14 protein-coding genes are annotated in these 15,092 nt (G+C 72.0%); 2 read left to right on the top strand and 12 right to left on the bottom strand.

The genetic code is table 11. From position 1 onward, the window contains the following. Positions 1–22: 22 nt before the first annotated feature. The 7 genes from AC068D_RS22705 to AC068D_RS22675 form a co-directional block, all read right to left on the bottom strand. Positions 23–1,168: a sensor histidine kinase gene (locus tag AC068D_RS22705; RefSeq protein ID WP_478824861.1), complete on the bottom strand. Its 1,146-nt coding sequence runs from the start codon at positions 1,166–1,168 to the stop codon at positions 23–25. 103 nt (positions 1,169–1,271) lie between these two features. Then, a complete protein-coding gene (locus AC068D_RS22700) occupies positions 1,272–2,120 on the bottom strand; it encodes a TrmH family RNA methyltransferase (RefSeq protein ID WP_478824860.1) in 849 nt (282 codons plus the stop codon). A 793-nt stretch (positions 2,121–2,913) separates the two neighbouring features. Beyond that, a complete protein-coding gene (gene rplT, locus AC068D_RS22695; RefSeq protein ID WP_478824859.1) occupies positions 2,914–3,306 on the bottom strand; it encodes a 50S ribosomal protein L20 in 393 nt (130 codons plus the stop codon). 113 nt (positions 3,307–3,419) lie between these two features. Beyond that, positions 3,420–3,614, bottom strand: a complete 195-nt coding sequence (gene rpmI / locus AC068D_RS22690; RefSeq protein WP_019884943.1) for a 50S ribosomal protein L35 — start codon at positions 3,612–3,614, stop codon at positions 3,420–3,422. A gap of 104 nt (positions 3,615–3,718) precedes the next feature. Further along, complete coding sequence (gene infC, locus AC068D_RS22685) at positions 3,719–4,384, bottom strand: translation initiation factor IF-3 (RefSeq protein ID WP_478824858.1); 666 nt, start codon at positions 4,382–4,384, stop codon at positions 3,719–3,721. A 408-nt stretch (positions 4,385–4,792) separates the two neighbouring features. Continuing rightward, positions 4,793–5,170 (bottom strand): DUF1844 domain-containing protein, encoded by a 378-nt coding sequence (locus AC068D_RS22680; protein ID WP_478824857.1) that lies wholly within the window; start codon positions 5,168–5,170, stop codon positions 4,793–4,795. A 24-nt stretch (positions 5,171–5,194) separates the two neighbouring features. Further along, complete coding sequence (locus tag AC068D_RS22675) at positions 5,195–5,926, bottom strand: SseB family protein (protein WP_478824856.1); 732 nt, start codon at positions 5,924–5,926, stop codon at positions 5,195–5,197. 316 nt (positions 5,927–6,242) lie between these two features. On the opposite strand from AC068D_RS22675, the gene AC068D_RS22670 reads away from it, so the two are divergent. After that, positions 6,243–6,812, top strand: coding sequence for an ATP-binding protein (locus tag AC068D_RS22670; RefSeq protein ID WP_478824855.1), 570 nt, complete (start codon positions 6,243–6,245; stop codon positions 6,810–6,812). A 611-nt stretch (positions 6,813–7,423) separates the two neighbouring features. Here the strand turns inward: AC068D_RS22670 and mycP are convergent. Continuing rightward, complete coding sequence (mycP, locus tag AC068D_RS22665; protein ID WP_478824854.1) at positions 7,424–8,686, bottom strand: type VII secretion-associated serine protease mycosin; 1,263 nt, start codon at positions 8,684–8,686, stop codon at positions 7,424–7,426. Beyond that, entirely contained in the window at positions 8,683–9,513 is an 831-nt protein-coding gene (locus AC068D_RS22660) for a hypothetical protein (RefSeq protein ID WP_478825058.1), read from the bottom strand. Before AC068D_RS22660 ends, mycP begins: the two co-directional genes overlap by 4 nt. A 693-nt stretch (positions 9,514–10,206) precedes the next feature. On the opposite strand from AC068D_RS22660, the gene AC068D_RS22655 reads away from it, so the two are divergent. Beyond that, positions 10,207–11,409, top strand: coding sequence for an amino acid deaminase/aldolase (locus tag AC068D_RS22655; RefSeq protein WP_478824853.1), 1,203 nt, complete (start codon positions 10,207–10,209; stop codon positions 11,407–11,409). Between the two features lie 102 nt (positions 11,410–11,511). Here the strand turns inward: AC068D_RS22655 and AC068D_RS22650 are convergent, their stop codons facing one another. From AC068D_RS22650 to AC068D_RS22640, 3 genes are read right to left on the bottom strand one after another with little or no spacing between them, the layout of a single operon-like run. Further along, the gene (locus AC068D_RS22650) at positions 11,512–12,297 is read right to left on the bottom strand and encodes a 3-oxoacyl-ACP reductase (protein WP_478824852.1); all 786 of its coding nucleotides are present in this window, start codon (positions 12,295–12,297) and stop codon (positions 11,512–11,514) included. A 5-nt stretch (positions 12,298–12,302) separates the two neighbouring features. Further along, the gene (locus AC068D_RS22645; RefSeq protein ID WP_478824851.1) at positions 12,303–13,673 is read right to left on the bottom strand and encodes an aldehyde dehydrogenase family protein; all 1,371 of its coding nucleotides are present in this window, start codon (positions 13,671–13,673) and stop codon (positions 12,303–12,305) included. Positions 13,674–13,681: 8 nt separating this feature from the next. Beyond that, on the bottom strand, positions 13,682–15,055 hold the full coding sequence (locus tag AC068D_RS22640) for a glutamine synthetase family protein (RefSeq protein ID WP_478824850.1): 1,374 nt from the start codon (positions 15,053–15,055) through the stop codon (positions 13,682–13,684). Positions 15,056–15,092 lie beyond the last annotated feature (37 nt).

Raw genomic sequence — 15,092 nt, 5'->3', positions numbered from 1 at the left:
GCGAGGCGGGACTCAGCAAGTGTCAGCTGAGATACGCCGGGGCACCGACGGGCAGAATAAATCGGAACTCGGCGCCGCCCCGGGGTCCGCGGCCGACGGTGATCGTCCCGCCGTGCGCCTCGACGATTCCCTTGACGATGTAGAGACCGAGACCGGTGCCACCACGCTTGCTTCCCCGCCAGAAGCGGGTGAAGACACGGCCCATCGACTCCTCGGGGATGCCGGGGCCTTCGTCGCTCACGGTGACGGCCGTTCCCTTCTCGTCGTTCTTTCCGGGCTTTCCGGGCGCTGGTGCCACCTCGATGGTGACGGTTCCCTCGCCGTGGCGCACCGCATTTTCCAGCAGATTGCCGAGGACCTGGTCGATCTTGTCGGGGTCCGCCCACAGATCGGGGAGCCGGCGCTCGACGCGCACGAAGAACCGGTCGGGGGACTGGCCGCGCGCCGTGTGCGCCTGGATGTGCCGGCCGACGGCCGCGGCTATGTCCACGGGCTGGCGACGGACCTCGAGACGTCCGGAGTCGATCCGGGAGATGTCGAGGAGTTCGGCGATCAGTCGGGTGACACGGTCGGCGTCGGCATCGACGGTCTCCAGCATGAGGCGCTTCTGGTCGTCGGTGAAGCGCTCCCATTTGGCGAGCAGGGTGGCGGTGAAGCCCTTGACGGACGTCAGCGGGGAACGCAGCTCATGGGCGACCGTGGCGATGAGCTCGGCATGGCTGCGCTCCGTGCGCCGCCGGGCCTCTGTTCCGCGGAGGCTGACCACGACGCGGCGCACCGGTCCGGTGGGGGTGTCGCGGACGTAGCGGGCGGAGACCAGCACTTCACGGCCGCCGGGCAGCAGGAGGTTGCGCTCGGGCTGGCCGACCCGGGTGGCGAGGCCGCCGTACGGGTCGGTGAGGGTCCACCAGCGCCGCCCCTTGAGGTCCTCCAGGGGCAGGACGCGGTCGAGCGGCCGGCCCACGGCGTCTGCGCTCCGGGTCGCGGTGATGCGTGCGGCCGCGGCGTTGAAGCAGATCACACGGCCTGTCTCGTCGGCGACGACGATTCCGTCGGGGAGGTCGTCCGGGTCTATCCCGAGGTCGCCCAGACCAGGGACAGGACACGCGAGGGCGAACCGCGCCGCCGGCGCATCGCCCTGCGACGGCCTGCTCGTGCCGACAGCCATCCCCGTACCCCACCTCTCGAACCGGTGCAGTGGGCCCCGAACCCGTCACCCTACTAGTGGTCGGTGACGGAGCGACACCCTGCGGGCACCCACGGCCCCCGCCTCACCGTGTCCGGCAGCCTCCGGGGGTGCGCTGGGCGCGGGCGGAGGCGTAGAGGCACACGGCCGCGGCCGTCGCGAGGTTGAGGCTCTCGGCCTTTCCGTGGATGGGCACGCGGACGACGGCGTCCGCCAGTGCGCGCGTCTCCTCGGGCAGGCCCCAGGCCTCGTTGCCGAAGACCCACGCGGTGGGCCCGCTCATGGTCCCGGCGTCGAGCTCGTCGTCCAGGTCGTCGTCGCCGGCCCCGTCGGCTGCCAGGATGCGCACTCCCGCGCCCTTCAGCCCGCTGACGGCCTGTTCCACGGGGACGCCCACCGCGACCGGCAGATGGAACAGCGAACCGACGGACGCCCGCACCGACTTGGGGTTGTACAGGTCCACGGACGCGTCGGTGAGCACGACGGCGTCGGCGCCGGCGGCGTCCGCGCAGCGCAGGACGGTTCCGGCGTTCCCCGGGTCACGGACGTGTGCAAGGACGGCGACGAGCCTGGGCCGGGCGGCGAGGATCTCCTCGAACGGCGAGTCGAGGAAGCGGCAGACGCCGACGAGCCCCTGGGGCGTGACGGTCTGCGACACCTCGGCCAGCACGGTGTCGGCGGCGTAGTGGATACGGGCGCCGGTGGCGCGGGCGGCGGCGACGATGTCCGCGTGGCGCTCCGCCGCTTCGAGGGTGGTGAACAGTTCGACGAGCGTCGGCCCGCCGTCCCCGCCCCGGTGCTCGACGGCCTCCCGCACGGCCTGCGGCCCCTCGGCGATGAACCGCCTGTCCTTGGACCGGAAGTTGCGCCTGGCGAGCCGTCGCGCGGCGAGGACACGAGGGGATCGCGGAGAGATCAACTCGGGGGTGCCCATGGGGTGCACTCACTTCTCTTGTGGCGCGCGGGGCGCACGGTGTGCGGTGGTACGAACATCGGGGCCATGCCGCCCGTGTGGGCGGCCCGCCTTCCTGCCCGCCCGGGTCGGCGGGGAAGCCACCGGCTCGCGGGTCGCGGTGGCCCGGGCCCACGGCGGACACGGTACGTCCGAGCGGCCGGACGGACGCCCCGGCCGGGACCGGGTCGGCGCGACCCCGGGACGGGCGAGCCGCTCGACGGCGGTCGTGGCGCTGTCGAGTCCGTCCTGCAGCCGTGAGGACCGTGCACCGAGACCTCGGGCCGACGGCTGCGCCTGCGGCGGCTCCGTACCGGGCGCTCACTCCCACCGGCCTTCGCCGGCCGAGGGCGCGTCCCACGGCCACCACCGCCGCCACGGGACCGGGATCGCGGAAGGGGGCCGTCACGGCTGCGGTCCGTGCGGAGGGCCCGGGTCCCACCGGGACGGTCCACCGTGTGCCAGGGCGTGCCCTCGTACGGTGCTCGCGCGGACCGGTCGTCGTTCTCCGTCCGGATCCGGCAACCGGCCGGGGTCCGTGCCGCGGACATGCACCGTCCCGGGCGAACCCGCCTCCCGCGTCGGCCCGCACGCCTTCGGCACCGGCACGCAGTCGCGGGCGGCCGGCCGCCGGGGCGCGGGTGCCCGGGCGGAACGGGGCTCGCGTCCTGGCCGGAGGACCGGGTGGCGTCGGGCCACCTGCCGGACGCACACGGACCCGCAGGCCAGAGGCCTGCGGGTCCGGGGCAGTCCGGCTGGACCGAGCGGTCGGCCGTCAGGCCGCCGACGCGGCCTTCGGGGCGTTGACGTCGCTCGGGAGCGCCTTCTGGGCGACCTCGACGAGCGCCGCGAACGCGCCGGCGTCGTTGACCGCGAGCTCGGCGAGGATCTTGCGGTCCACCTCGACGTTGGCGGCCTTCAGACCCTGGATGAAGCGGTTGTAGGTGATGCCGTTGGCGCGGGCAGCGGCGTTGATGCGCTGGATCCACAGCTGACGGAAGTCGCCCTTGCGCTTCTTGCGGTCGTTGTAGTTGTAGACGAGTGAGTGGGTGACCTGCTCCTTCGCCTTGCGGTACAGGCGGGAACGCTGGCCGCGGTAACCGCTGGCCTGCTCGAGGATCGCCCGACGCTTCTTGTGGGCGTTGACTGCCCGCTTGACGCGTGCCACTTGTTAACTCCTTGTAGCGGGGCTGGGATTTACGGGTTCACTCACCCAGCCCGGAAACGAATGGGTCCCGGTCTTGCCGGATGCCCTCGGTCACCGAGGGCGCGGAATCAAGGTCAGATGCCCAGCATCTTCTTGATCTTGGCGGCGTCACCCGGGGCCATCTCGGCGTTGCCGGTGAGGCGACGCGTCAGCTTGGACGACTTGTGCTCGAGCAGGTGGCGCTTGCCGGCGCGCTCACGGAGCACCTTGCCGGAGCCGGTGATCTTGAAGCGCTTCTTGGCACCGCTGTGCGTCTTGTTCTTCGGCATCGCGCCGTTCTCTCCTCGTCAGTGGCGCTCCCGTCGCCGATCCGTAAACCGGCAGGCGAAAGCGTCAGATGTATGGGTTGATGTCCAGGACGGTTGTCCCGGAATCAGGCCTCGGCGGGCTCCTCGGCGGGGTCCGCGTCCTGGGCGGACTGACCCTGGCGCTCCGCCTTGCGGGCGGCCTGCGCCTCGCGGGCCTCGGCCATCGCCTCGGTCTTCTTCTTGTGCGGACCGAGAACCATGATCATGTTCCGGCCGTCCTGCTTCGGGTTCGACTCGACGAACCCGAGGTCCTGGACGTCCTCCGCGAGCCGCTGCAGCAGCCGGTAGCCGAGCTCCGGCCGGGACTGCTCGCGCCCACGGAACATGATCGTGATCTTGACCTTGTCGCCCTGCTTGAGGAACCGGACGACGTGACCCTTCTTGGTGTCATAGTCGTGCGGGTCGATCTTCGGCCGGAGCTTCATCTCCTTGATGACCGTGTGCGCCTGGTTCTTGCGCGCCTCACGGGCCTTCATGGCCGACTCGTACTTGAACTTCCCGTAGTCCATGAGCTTGCAGACGGGCGGACGGGCGTTCGCCGCCACCTCGACAAGGTCGAGGTCGTACTCCTGCGCAAGCTCCAGGGCCTTGGCAAGCGGAACAATCCCGACCTGCTCGCCGCTGGGACCGACAAGTCGCACCTCGGGAACGCGAATCCGGTCGTTGATGCGGGGCTCGGCGCTGATGGATCCTCCTCGGTAGCACCACGCGGCGGTCTGGCGGACAGCCACGTAACGTCTGTTTCTTTGGACCTACCGCGCCGGTGCATGAAAAATGCCCCGACGGGACACAGGCGGGGCTCCTGGACTACCGGAGCACCGCCGCGATCAACCGCGGGGCGCTGTTCGGACGGTTCCATCGTCCGTACGGAACGATGGCAACCGTCTGACCGGTGACCCGCCGCCCTGCAGGGCGGTCAGGTGGGAGATCGGAGCCTCCACTTGTGGGTCGAGCACATACGTGTCCGACCGGTCGTTACACAAGGTTAGCAGCTCCGGGAGGAAGGAGCGAACCGGCGGGAGGGAGGCAGCTTCCGCGGCGGCCGCGCGACGGGGATCCGCACCTCACCGGGCGGCCGCACTGCTCCGGACGGACCGTGCCGCCCGCCCGGAGCGCGCGGACGGAGGACGGCCCCGGTCTCAGCCGAAGACCGGGCCCGTGTACTTCTCGCCCGGGCCCTGGCCCGGCTCGTCAGGTACGAGGGACGCCTCGCGGAACGCCAACTGCAGCGACTTCAGCCCGTCCCTCAGCGGAGCCGCATGGAACGAGCTGATCTCCGTGGCCCCCGCGTCGAGCAGCCCGGCCAGCGCGTGGACCAGCTTGCGGGCCTCGTCCAGGTCCTTGTGCTCGTCGCCGTCCTCGGTCAGACCGAGCTTCACCGCCGCCGCGCTCATCAGGTTCACCGCGACCGTGACGATCACCTCGACCGCGGGGACCTCCGCGATGTCGCGGGTCATGGCGTCGAAGTCGGGCGACTCGTCGCTCGGGGTCTCATTGCTGGGGGTCGCGTCACTCATGCGCCACACGATATGCGGTGGCTCCTACGGCCGTACGTACAGGGGCTCACCCGGAGGCACGGCCCCGGCCGGCAGCAGGGCCAGATCGAGACCGCGTACGAGACGGGCGCGCAGGATCCCGTCCGCCGCGAGCGCACCGGCCACACGCTGCGCCGCCTCACCGGGCACCGCATCGGGCGCCAGGACCAGCGCCAGGGTGCCGTCGGCGCGGCCGGGTCCGAGATGGGCGCGGACCACCGCGGGTTCGGCGGACACCGCGGCCCGCACCGCCTCCCTCACCGCCGGATCGGCCAGCGGGTCGGTGCTCGTGCGCCCCTCGGCGAGGGCGAGCAGCGCATGACCCGTGAGCTGGTAGGGCACAGGGCCCGCGAGGTCGAGCACGATCGTGTCCGCCTTCTCGTGCGCGGCGGCCTGGAGCGCCTGGTGCAGCGGCACGGCGACGGGTCGCGCCTGCGGGTCCCAGAGCGCCAGCGACTCGGTCGAGGTGAACGCGGGCAGAGCCCGCCGGGCACCGGCGGTCAGCGTGGGTACGGCCATGTCGCTGGTCTTCTCGCGCCGCAGCCCGTTCTCGTCCTCCTCGACCTCGCCCAGGACGGCGACGACGGGAACGAGGAGCCGGGCACTCCTGAGCGCTTCCAGCACCGGCTGCTCCGCGGTCCTGTCCTCGGCCCAGGCTGCGAGTGCCGCGGTCAGAGCGGGGTCGGCAGTGCCGTCGTCGTCGGAGAAACCCGGGTCGGGAATGTTCTTGAGCGCCACGCCAAGAGCCTAGTTCGTCGGCGAGGGCACCGATGACGCCAGGTGGTGTGCGGGCCGTCCGTTGCGGTGCCCGGGGGTGACAAGAGGCAGGCGAGCCAGGGCATAAGCATCGAACCGGCCCTTGTCGACCCAACGAAAGCCCACTATGGTTCGGCAATGTCGAACTACGGTCGGCAGAAGCACCTTCTCCGCCCCGGCGGACCGGCCGTGGCAGCGGTGGATGCAGCGTGGCCCGCCGTTGGTCGGACAACGCGCCTGCACGGCGCGGTCGAACAGCCGCCGGTACCCGTACCGAGGCAAACCCCCGGGAATCGTCATGCGAACCACCCTCACGAATCCGCCGACGACATCGCCCGTCACCGGCACACCGTGCGCCCCCGCCGCTCGTAGCGGGCCGGGCAATGCGGTGTCCGTCCACGCCTTCACCGTGCACGCGGTGGCCGCAGGGGTGCCCGTGGCCCGGAGGAGGACGGCCCACGTCCTGCGGGACTGGGGGCTGCACGAAGACGGTCTGCACACGGCTTCCCTGGTGATCTCCGAGCTTGTCGGCAATGCCGCACGCCACGCCGCGCCGTATTCACCCCGGGCAACGATCACCATCACCAGAAGCGGCACGACGCTGGCGCTTGCCGTGCACGACGCGCACCCCTTCCTGCCACGGCCGGTGACGGCCGGTCCCGGACAGGACCACGGGCGGGGACTGATGATCGTCGACAGCCTCGCCCGGGAAGCGGGCGGCGCGCTGCAGGTGCGCCGGCTGTCTGCGTACGGCAAGGAGGTCCGGGCGGTGTTCCGCGCCGCCGACTCCGCGGACGGCGAGGACCTCGCGGCCTGTCTGGCCGACGGCTGCCCCGTGATGCACTTCCGGGCGGTGCGGTCCGGCTGACCTCCGGACCGCGGGCGCCCGGCCCGGCCCGTCGGCGCGTCCGTACCTCGGCCGCCGTGCTCGATCCGCACACCGGTCGCAGCGTGGCGCACGACAAGGAGCACTCGTAGGTCTCCGCCGGCATCGTGAAGGTCTCGTCCTCGCGGTGGTGACGTTGCGCGCGGGATTCGGCCGCTCGGCGCGTGGGAGCGGGCGCACGCGGAGGCGATGTTCGGGCGGCGACAACGACACGACGACAGCGCTGTGGGACACGATCGGCGGACCGGACGGGCCGGACGCCGTCCGTGGCCAGTCCGGAAGCGGGCGGACCCGCCGAGGGTCCGACGAGGACGGCCGTCCGGGACCGGCTCGTGCTGATGCGGGGCGGTGCTCGACGGCGCGTTCCCCCAACGTCGGGCGGCTCATGGGCCGTGTGGTCCCGGGCCGGGGTGTCGGCGCCGGCGGCACCGGGCGTGAAGAACGGCCGGCCGCCGGACCGGAGCAGTGGTCCGTGGGCCGTGGGCCGTGAACCCGGTGCGGCGGGCCGGGGCTGCTGCCGGTCGTGCTGTCCTACGGGCAAACGGCGGCCGGACGCGGGCGCGCGGGTGGAGGCGGAAGCGCTCCGGGCGGCCTCAGATGCGGCGGCGGCCGCGCCACAGAACGACCGCGCCGACGAGCAGCAGTGCGCCGAGCCCGCCGGCGACGGGTACGAGCAGGCCGCCCCGCTCGCCCGCGGACGATGCGGCGACGGGGCCGCCGCCGAAGTAGCGGCCGCGGTACCCGGTCGCGGCCGCGGTGTCCGCGGCGCCGGGGCGCAGCTTGCCGCCCTCCTCGATGGCGGCGGCCGGATCGACGATCCCGTATCCCTTGGCGTCGTCGCGGCCGCCCTTGGGCCCGTTGCGGGCGGTGTCCGCGAGGAGCTTCTTGATCTGGGCGGGGGTCAGCCCGGGATGGGCCGACCGTACGAGGGCGACGGCGCCGGAGACGAACGCCGAGGCGGCGCTGGTACCCCAGCCCTCGTAGTACTTGCGGTCGGGGTCGGCGATGACGACATCGACGCCGGGGGCACTGACGGTGGCGTACCAGCGGCGGGTCGAGAAGGCGGCGTGGGTGCCGTAGCGGTCGACGGCGGCCACGGCGACGACACCGGGATAGGCGGCCGGGTAGGAGATGTGGTCGCCCTTCTCGCCGCCGTTGCCGGCCGATGCGACGACGACGGCGCCCTTCGCGAGCGCGTACTGGACGGCGGCGTCCTCGCTCTTCTCCGGGTGCGCGGACTCGCTGTCGTCGCCGAGGGAGAGGTTGATGACGTCGGCGCCGTTGTCGGCGGCCCAGCGGATGCCGTCGGCGAGCGCGGACCCGCGGGACTTGCGGGCCCTCGTCCGCGCCGGGTCGCCGCCTTCGAGGATCACCCGGACCGGGAGGATCTTCGCCTCCGGCGCGATGCCGAGCACGCCCTCCTCACGGCCCGGGCCATGGCCGCGGCCGGCGATGATCCCGGCCATGGCGGTCCCGTGGCGGGCCCAGGCGCGGTCACCGCGCTCGGCTCCGAAGCCGATGAGGTCCTTGGTCCGGAGCACCTGGCCCGCGAGATCGGGATGGCTGTCGTCGACGCCGGTGTCGAGCACCGCGACGGTGATGCCCTTTCCCTTGGTGGTCCGCCATGCCTCCTCGGTGTGCATCGCATCCAGGGCCCACTGGCGGGCGCGGATGCTGTCGGCGTGGGCGGGGGTGACGGCCACGAGGGTGAATGCGAGGGCGCCGGCGAGGCTGCCGAGCAGCCGGTGGCGGACCCACCGGCGACCCGGGACCGTGGCACGGTCACAGCCGGGCGCGGAGCCGGGCCGGGCATGCAGGGCCGGGCGGGGGTCGGGGATCGGGAGGTGCGCGGTCATTCGGAGGGCTCCGGGGGCGACGTGGCGATCTTGCGGAGGGCGCGTTCGACACGGTCCGCGACGCCCTTGGCCTCATGGCCGAGGCCCGCCTGGGCGGGTGCGGAGGTGGCTCCGGCGACCATCGCCTCGCTCGCCGGCTGGGGGTCGGTGACGGTTCGTCCGTCGGCGAAACCGGAGACGGCGTACACGACGACCGGCACGTCGCTCAGAACGCTGACGGTCCAGCTGGCGCGCTGTGCGTCACCGAAGCCCGCGGCGGGGGTGCCGGGAACCGTGTAGGCCCTCGGCATGAGGTCGGCGCGCTCGTCCAGGCCCTCGCCCGAGAACCTGCTGCGCAAGGCGGCCATGGCGGTGCGGTCCGCGCGGGTGAAGATCATGCCGACGGTCGTGACACTGCTGGAGGTGGCGTCGACGTAGGTCGCCCGCAGCACATGCAGGCAGCCGACCGGCCGCAACGTCCTTGCCAGCAGCGGGTCCAGTGCGCCCGCACAGGGCCCGTCGGGCGCAACGGCGACCCGGGTCCAGACCCGGTCCGCGCCTCCGGGGCCGGCGCCGGTGCCCTTGAGCGCGCGCGGGAAGAGGTTGTCGACAGGAACGCTGTGCCAGAGCGTGCGCACCTCGGCGTAGGTGCGGGCGGGACGCGCGGAGGGCGCCGCGGCTGTGTCCCGGGCCAGCCAGCTTCCGGCGACTGCGCCCCCGACCAGGCCGAGTCCGAGCACGACACACGTGAGGGCTGCGGCGGTCCGCACGGGGTGCCTCGTGCGGATGGGCCGCAGCCGCGTGGTGATTTCGCCGGGCGTCTCGGCGGGAGCACCGGCGTGGGGCAGCGGCGATGCTCCGAAGTACGCGGGGGCAACGGCCGGAGCGCCGGTGGCAGGCGCCCACGGGTGCGCGGGAGGTCGTGACGGCTGCGGCGGCGCGGACGGCCGGGGCGGCACAACACCGGCAGCGGGCGACGAGGACGGCACGGCAGCGGACGGCCGCGCGGACGGCCGGGGCGGCACAACACCGGCAGCGGGCGACGAGGACGGCTGCGGCGGCACGGCGGCGGACGGCGGGGACGGAGGGCGGGGTGACGCAGGCTCAGGTCTCGCGGTCACCGGGGGCCGCGTCTGCCCGCCGTCCCCCGCGGCGCCCACGGGCGGGGGTCCGGACCGGCTGTGCGGTGTCGTGTTCGCCGGCCCGGCGGCGGTCCGGGGCGGAGCCGTGGCGTCCGTGATCGGCCGAAGCCGGGTGGTGGTTTCGTTCGGGGTGGGCGCGGGCGCTGTGCCGGAGTCGGGCTGTACGGGGAGGAAGGCGTCCGTGATGCGGGAAGAGCGTGGTGCTTCGGTGCTCATCCGCCCCCCGTTCCCTCGTGTTGTGGCGCCGCCGGATCGCCTTGCGGGGCAGACCCGTTCGTCACTGTGTGTGCGTCACTCTACGGGCTGAAGGACGCCTCGCGGGAACAGGACCGCAGGCCCGGGGCATCTGCCCAGAACGTCCCCCTACCCTCCGGTAATCCGGTCTGGCAAGCTCGGGCCATGACTCCCCGTACCGCAGACAGGACCCGGTACGACCGGGCCACTGCCCATCTCGACGCACCGCTCGCGCTCGTCGATCTCGATGCGTTCGACGCCAATGCGGCGGATCTGGTCCGCCGGGCGGGCGGGAAGCCGGTCAGGGTGGCGAGCAAGTCGGTCCGGTGCCGGGCACTGCTGGAACGCGTCCTGGCCATGGACGGCTTCGAAGGGATCATGTCGTTCACGCTGGACGAGTCGATCTGGCTGGCCCGGGCCGGGTTCGACGACGTACTCCTCGCCTATCCGTCCGCCGACCGGGCCGCCTTCGCGGAGCTGGCCGGTGACGCCAAACTCGCCGCCGCCGTCACCGTGATGGTCGACGATCCGGCGCAGCTGGAGCTGATCGACCGTGCGCGGGAGGGCGGCACGGAGGAGATCCGGGTCTGTCTGGAGATGGACACGGCGCTGCACCTGCTGGCCGGACGGATGAGGGTCGGGGCGCGCCGCTCTCCTCTGCGCACACCGGACCAGCTGGCCGGACTGGCCGGGGCGGTCGCCCGGCGGCCGGGCTTCCGGCTGGTGGGGCTGATGGCGTACGAAGGCCATGTCGCAGGTGTGGGCGACGCGGTGGCGGGCAGCCCGCTGCGCTCGCGGATGGTACGGCTGATGCAGTCCGCCGCCCGCCGCGAGCTGGCGCAGCGCAGGGCGGCCGTCGTACGCGCGGTCCGGGCCGTGGTGCCGGACCTGGAGTTCGTGAACGGCGGCGGCACGGGCAGCGTGCAGCACACCGCGGCGGAGGATGCCGTCACCGAGATCGCGGCAGGGTCCGGGCTCTATGTGCCGCGGCTGTTCGACAACTACACGTCGTTCAGCGGGCGGCCCGCGGCGCTCTTCGCCCAGCCGGTGGTGCGCCGCCCTGGCGTGGGGGTGGTGACGGTGCTCGGCGGCGGCTACCCGGCGTCCGGGGCCGCGGGGAAGGACCGGCTGCCGGTTCCGTATCTGCCGGAGGGGCTGCAGTACGACCCGCTGGAGGGGCCGGGCGAGGTGCAGACGCCTCTGCTGGGCGCGCCCGCAGACGATCTCCTCATCGGCGACAAGGTGTGGTTCCGCCATGCGAAGGCCGGGGAACTGTGCGAGAGGTTCGACGAGCTGCAGCTGGTCGAGGGCGACCGGGTGGTGGCGTCCGTGCCGACCTACCGGGGCGAGGGCCGTACGTTCCTCTGAGAGCCCCGGCCCTGGGCGCCGCCGTGCCGGGCAGCCCGACCATCGGAATCCGATGGACGGCTCTGCCCGGCCGGGCAGGGGCGTCACCCGCGGGAGCGCGGCCTACAGGGGTGTGACGTACGCCCCCGAGATACCGCCGTCGACCAGGAAGTCCGTCGCGTTCACGAACGACGAGTCGTCGCTCGCGAGGAACGCCACGGCCGCCGCGATCTCGTCCGCGTCGGCGAAGCGGCCGACGGGGATGTGCACGAGGCGCCGTGCGGCCCGCTCCGGGTCCTTGGCGAACAACTCCTGGAGCAGCGGGGTGTTGACCGGCCCCGGGCAGAGCGCGTTGACCCGGATGCCCTCGCGGGCGAACTGGACGCCCAGCTCGCGGGACATGGCCAGGACACCGCCCTTGGAGGCCGTGTAGGAGATCTGGGAGGTCGCCGCGCCCATCCGCGCCACGAACGAGGCGGTGTTGATGATCGAGCCCCTGCCCTGTCGCTGCATATAGGGGATGGCCGCCTTGCAGCACAGGTACACGGAGGTGAGGTTGACCTCCTGGACACGCTTCCAGGCGTCCAGGCCCGTCTCCAGGATGGAGTCGTCGTCCGGCGGGGAGATTCCCGCGTTGTTGAAGGCGATGTCGACGGACCCGTAGGTGTCGAACGCGGTCCTGAACAGCGCCTCGACCTGCTCGGCGTCGGTGACGTCCACCTTCACGAACGTCCCGCCGACCTCCTCGGCCGCGGCCTTGCCCGCGGTCTCGTCGATGTCGCCGCACACGACGTTGGCGCCTTCGGAGGCGAGACGGCGCGCGGTGGCGAGGCCGATGCCGCTGCCCGCACCGGTGATGACGGCGGTACGGCCGACGAGTCGGCGGCACACAGGGGATTCGGTGGTCATGTGGTTCAGGCCTCCGTACTGATGAAGACGTTCTTGGTTTCGGTGAAAGCGGTCAGTGCGTCGGGGCCGAGTTCACGGCCGAGGCCGGACTGCTTGTAGCCGCCGAACGGGGTCCAGTAGCGGACACTGGAGTGGGAGTTGACGGACAGATTGCCCGCGGCGACCGCGCCGGAGACGCGCAGGGCACGGCCGACGTCGCGGGTCCAGATGGACCCCGAGAGTCCGTAGTCCGTCGCATTGGCAAGCCGTACGGCCTCGTCCTCGTCCTCGAAGGGGAGTACGACCGCGACCGGGCCGAACACCTCCGCCACGGCGGCGGGAGCATCGGGGGCGAGTCCGGTCAGGACGGTCGGCGGGAACCAGAAGCCGGGGCCCGTGGGTGCGGTCCCCCGGATGCCGGGAACGTCGTCGGGGACGTACGAACGCACCCTTTCCAGCTGGGCCTTGGAGATCAGCGGACCCATCTGGGTCCGCTCGTCCGAGGGATCGCCGACGACGACCGACTCGATCGCCGGAGTCAGCAGCTCCATGAAGCGGTCGTAGACGGAGGACTGGACGAGGATGCGGGTGCGGGCGCAGCAGTCCTGGCCGCTGTTGTCGAGGAACGACATGGGGGCGGCTGCCGCCGCTGCCTCGACGTCGCCGTCGGCGAAGACGATGTTGGGGCTCTTGCCGCCGAGTTCGAGCGTCACACGCTTCACACGGTCGGCGCAGAGCGACATGATCTGCTTGCCGATCCGCGTCGAGCCGGTGAACACGATTTTGGCAACCTGGGGGTGGCGCACCAACGCGTCACCCGCGATGTCGCCGCGACCCGGCAGCACCTGGAACAGGTGCTCGGGCAGCCCTGCTTCCAGGGCGAGGTCGGCGAGCCTCAGGGCGGTCAGCGGCGTCGTCTCCGCCGGCTTGAGGATCACGGCGTTCCCCGCGGCCAGAGCCGGAGCCGTGCCCCAGGCGGCGATCGGCATGGGGAAGTTCCACGGGGCGATCACACCGATGACACCGAGCGGTTCGAGGATCGTGAGGTCGATCCCGCCGGGGACGGGGATCTGCCGGCCGGTGAGCCGTTCCACTCCCCCGGCCGCGTAGTCGAGCAGATCACGGACGTTGCCGGCTTCCCAGCGTGCGTTGCCGATGGTGTGGCCGGCCTCGGCGACCTCCAGCCGCGCCAGTTCCTCGATGTGGTCGTCGACGACGGAGGCGAAGCGGCGCAGCAGCCGGGCGCGGTCCGCGGGTGCGGCGGCCGCCCATGCACGCTGTGCGGCCGCGGCCCGCACGACGGCGGCGTCGATGTCCTGCTCGACGGCGCCCGGGACGGTGGCGATGACTTCCTCGGTGGCCGGGTTCAGCACATCGAGCTCGTACGGTTGCGACAAGTGATGCCTCACATGCGTTCGAAGGAGCGGCGGAGCTCCCAGTCGGTCACCGCGGCGTCGAAGGCTTCGAGCTCGACCCGCGCCATGTTGCGGTAGTGGGCGACGACCTCGTCGCCGAAGGCGGCCTTGGCGATGGGACTGGTCTCCCAGAGCTCCGCGGCCTCGCGGAGCGTGCTCGGGACGTGTGCGTACGCCCCGGTGTAGGCATTGCCTTCGCAGACTTCGGGAAGCTCCAGCTGCTGCTCGATGCCGTACAGCCCCGCCGCGACCAGTCCGGCGACGGCGAGATGCGGATTGACGTCACCGCCGGGGAGGCGGTTCTCGAAACGCATCGAGCGGCCGTGGCCCACGACACGCAAGGAGCAGGTCCGGTTGTCGTGTCCCCAGGCGACGGCCGTGGGGGCGAACGAGCCGGGCTGGAAGCGCTTGTAGGAGTTGATGTTCGGGGCGTACAGCAGGGAGAAGTCACGCAGCGCGGCCAGCTGCCCGGCCAGGAAGTGCCGCATGACCTGCGACATGCCGTGTTCCCCGACGTTCCCGTCCCCCGCCATCACATTGCGTCCGTCCGCGTCCTGCAAGGACAGATGGATGTGGCAGGAGTTGCCCTCGCGCTCGTTGTACTTCGCCATGAACGTCAGGGAGACGCCCTCCTGCGCGGCGATCTCCTTGGCGCCCGTCTTGTAGACGGCGTGCTGGTCGCAGGTGACGAGGGCCTCGTCGTAGCGGAAGGCGATCTCGTGCTGGCCCGGGTTGCACTCGCCCTTGGCCGACTCGACGGTCAGTCCTGCCGCGGCCATCTCGTTGCGGATGCGGCGCAGCAGGGGCTCGATGCGGCCGGTGCCGAGCACCGAATAGTCGATGTTGTACTGGTTGGCCGGGGTCAGGCCGCGGTAGTTCGCGTCCCAGGCCTGCTCGTAGGAGTCCTTGAAGACGATGAACTCCAGCTCGGTGCCCACATGCGCGGTGAAGCCGTGCTCGGCCAGTCGCTCCAGCTGGCGGCGCAGGATCTGGCGGGGCGCGGCGACTACGGGGGTGCCGTCGTTCCAGGCGAGGTCGGCGATCAGCATGGCCGTGCCCTCGTTCCAGGGGACGCGGCGCAGGGTGGCGAGATCGGGGTGCATGGCGAAATCGCCGTAGCCACGCTCCCAGGAGGACATCTCGTAGCCGTCCACCGTGTTCATCTCGGTGTCGACGGCCAGGAGATAGTTGCAGCCCTCGGTGCCGTGCTCCAGTACCTCGTCGAGGAAGAAAGGCGCGGCGAACCGCTTGCCCTGGAGCCGACCCTGCATGTCGGGGAAGGCCAGGACGACGGTGTCGATCTCACCGCTCGCCACGAGCTCTCTGAGCTCGTCGACGGTCAGCGGGGGTGTGCGGTCTGCCACGGGACTACGCTCCTTCGGTCAGCCGGGAGCCATAAGG

Source organism: Streptomyces sp. NPDC043861 (genome assembly GCF_056435905.1).
This window is presented reverse-complemented; position numbering and strand designations above follow the sequence as displayed.

What these genes read in the sequence shown, in the direction of transcription:
- AC068D_RS22705 (WP_478824861.1), bottom strand. Translation starts at nt 1,168, where the DNA reads ATGGCTGTCGGCACGAGCAGGCCGTCGCAGGGCGATGCGCCGGCGGCG.
- AC068D_RS22700 (WP_478824860.1), bottom strand. Translation starts at nt 2,120, where the DNA reads ATGGGCACCCCCGAGTTGATCTCTCCGCGATCCCCTCGTGTCCTCGCC.
- rpmI (WP_019884943.1), bottom strand. Translation starts at nt 3,614, where the DNA reads ATGCCGAAGAACAAGACGCACAGCGGTGCCAAGAAGCGCTTCAAGATC.
- AC068D_RS22680 (WP_478824857.1), bottom strand. Translation starts at nt 5,170, where the DNA reads ATGAGTGACGCGACCCCCAGCAATGAGACCCCGAGCGACGAGTCGCCC.
- AC068D_RS22670 (WP_478824855.1), top strand. Translation starts at nt 6,243, where the DNA reads ATGCGAACCACCCTCACGAATCCGCCGACGACATCGCCCGTCACCGGC.
- mycP (WP_478824854.1), bottom strand. Translation starts at nt 8,686, where the DNA reads ATGACCGCGCACCTCCCGATCCCCGACCCCCGCCCGGCCCTGCATGCC.
- AC068D_RS22655 (WP_478824853.1), top strand. Translation starts at nt 10,207, where the DNA reads ATGACTCCCCGTACCGCAGACAGGACCCGGTACGACCGGGCCACTGCC.
- AC068D_RS22650 (WP_478824852.1), bottom strand. Translation starts at nt 12,297, where the DNA reads ATGACCACCGAATCCCCTGTGTGCCGCCGACTCGTCGGCCGTACCGCC.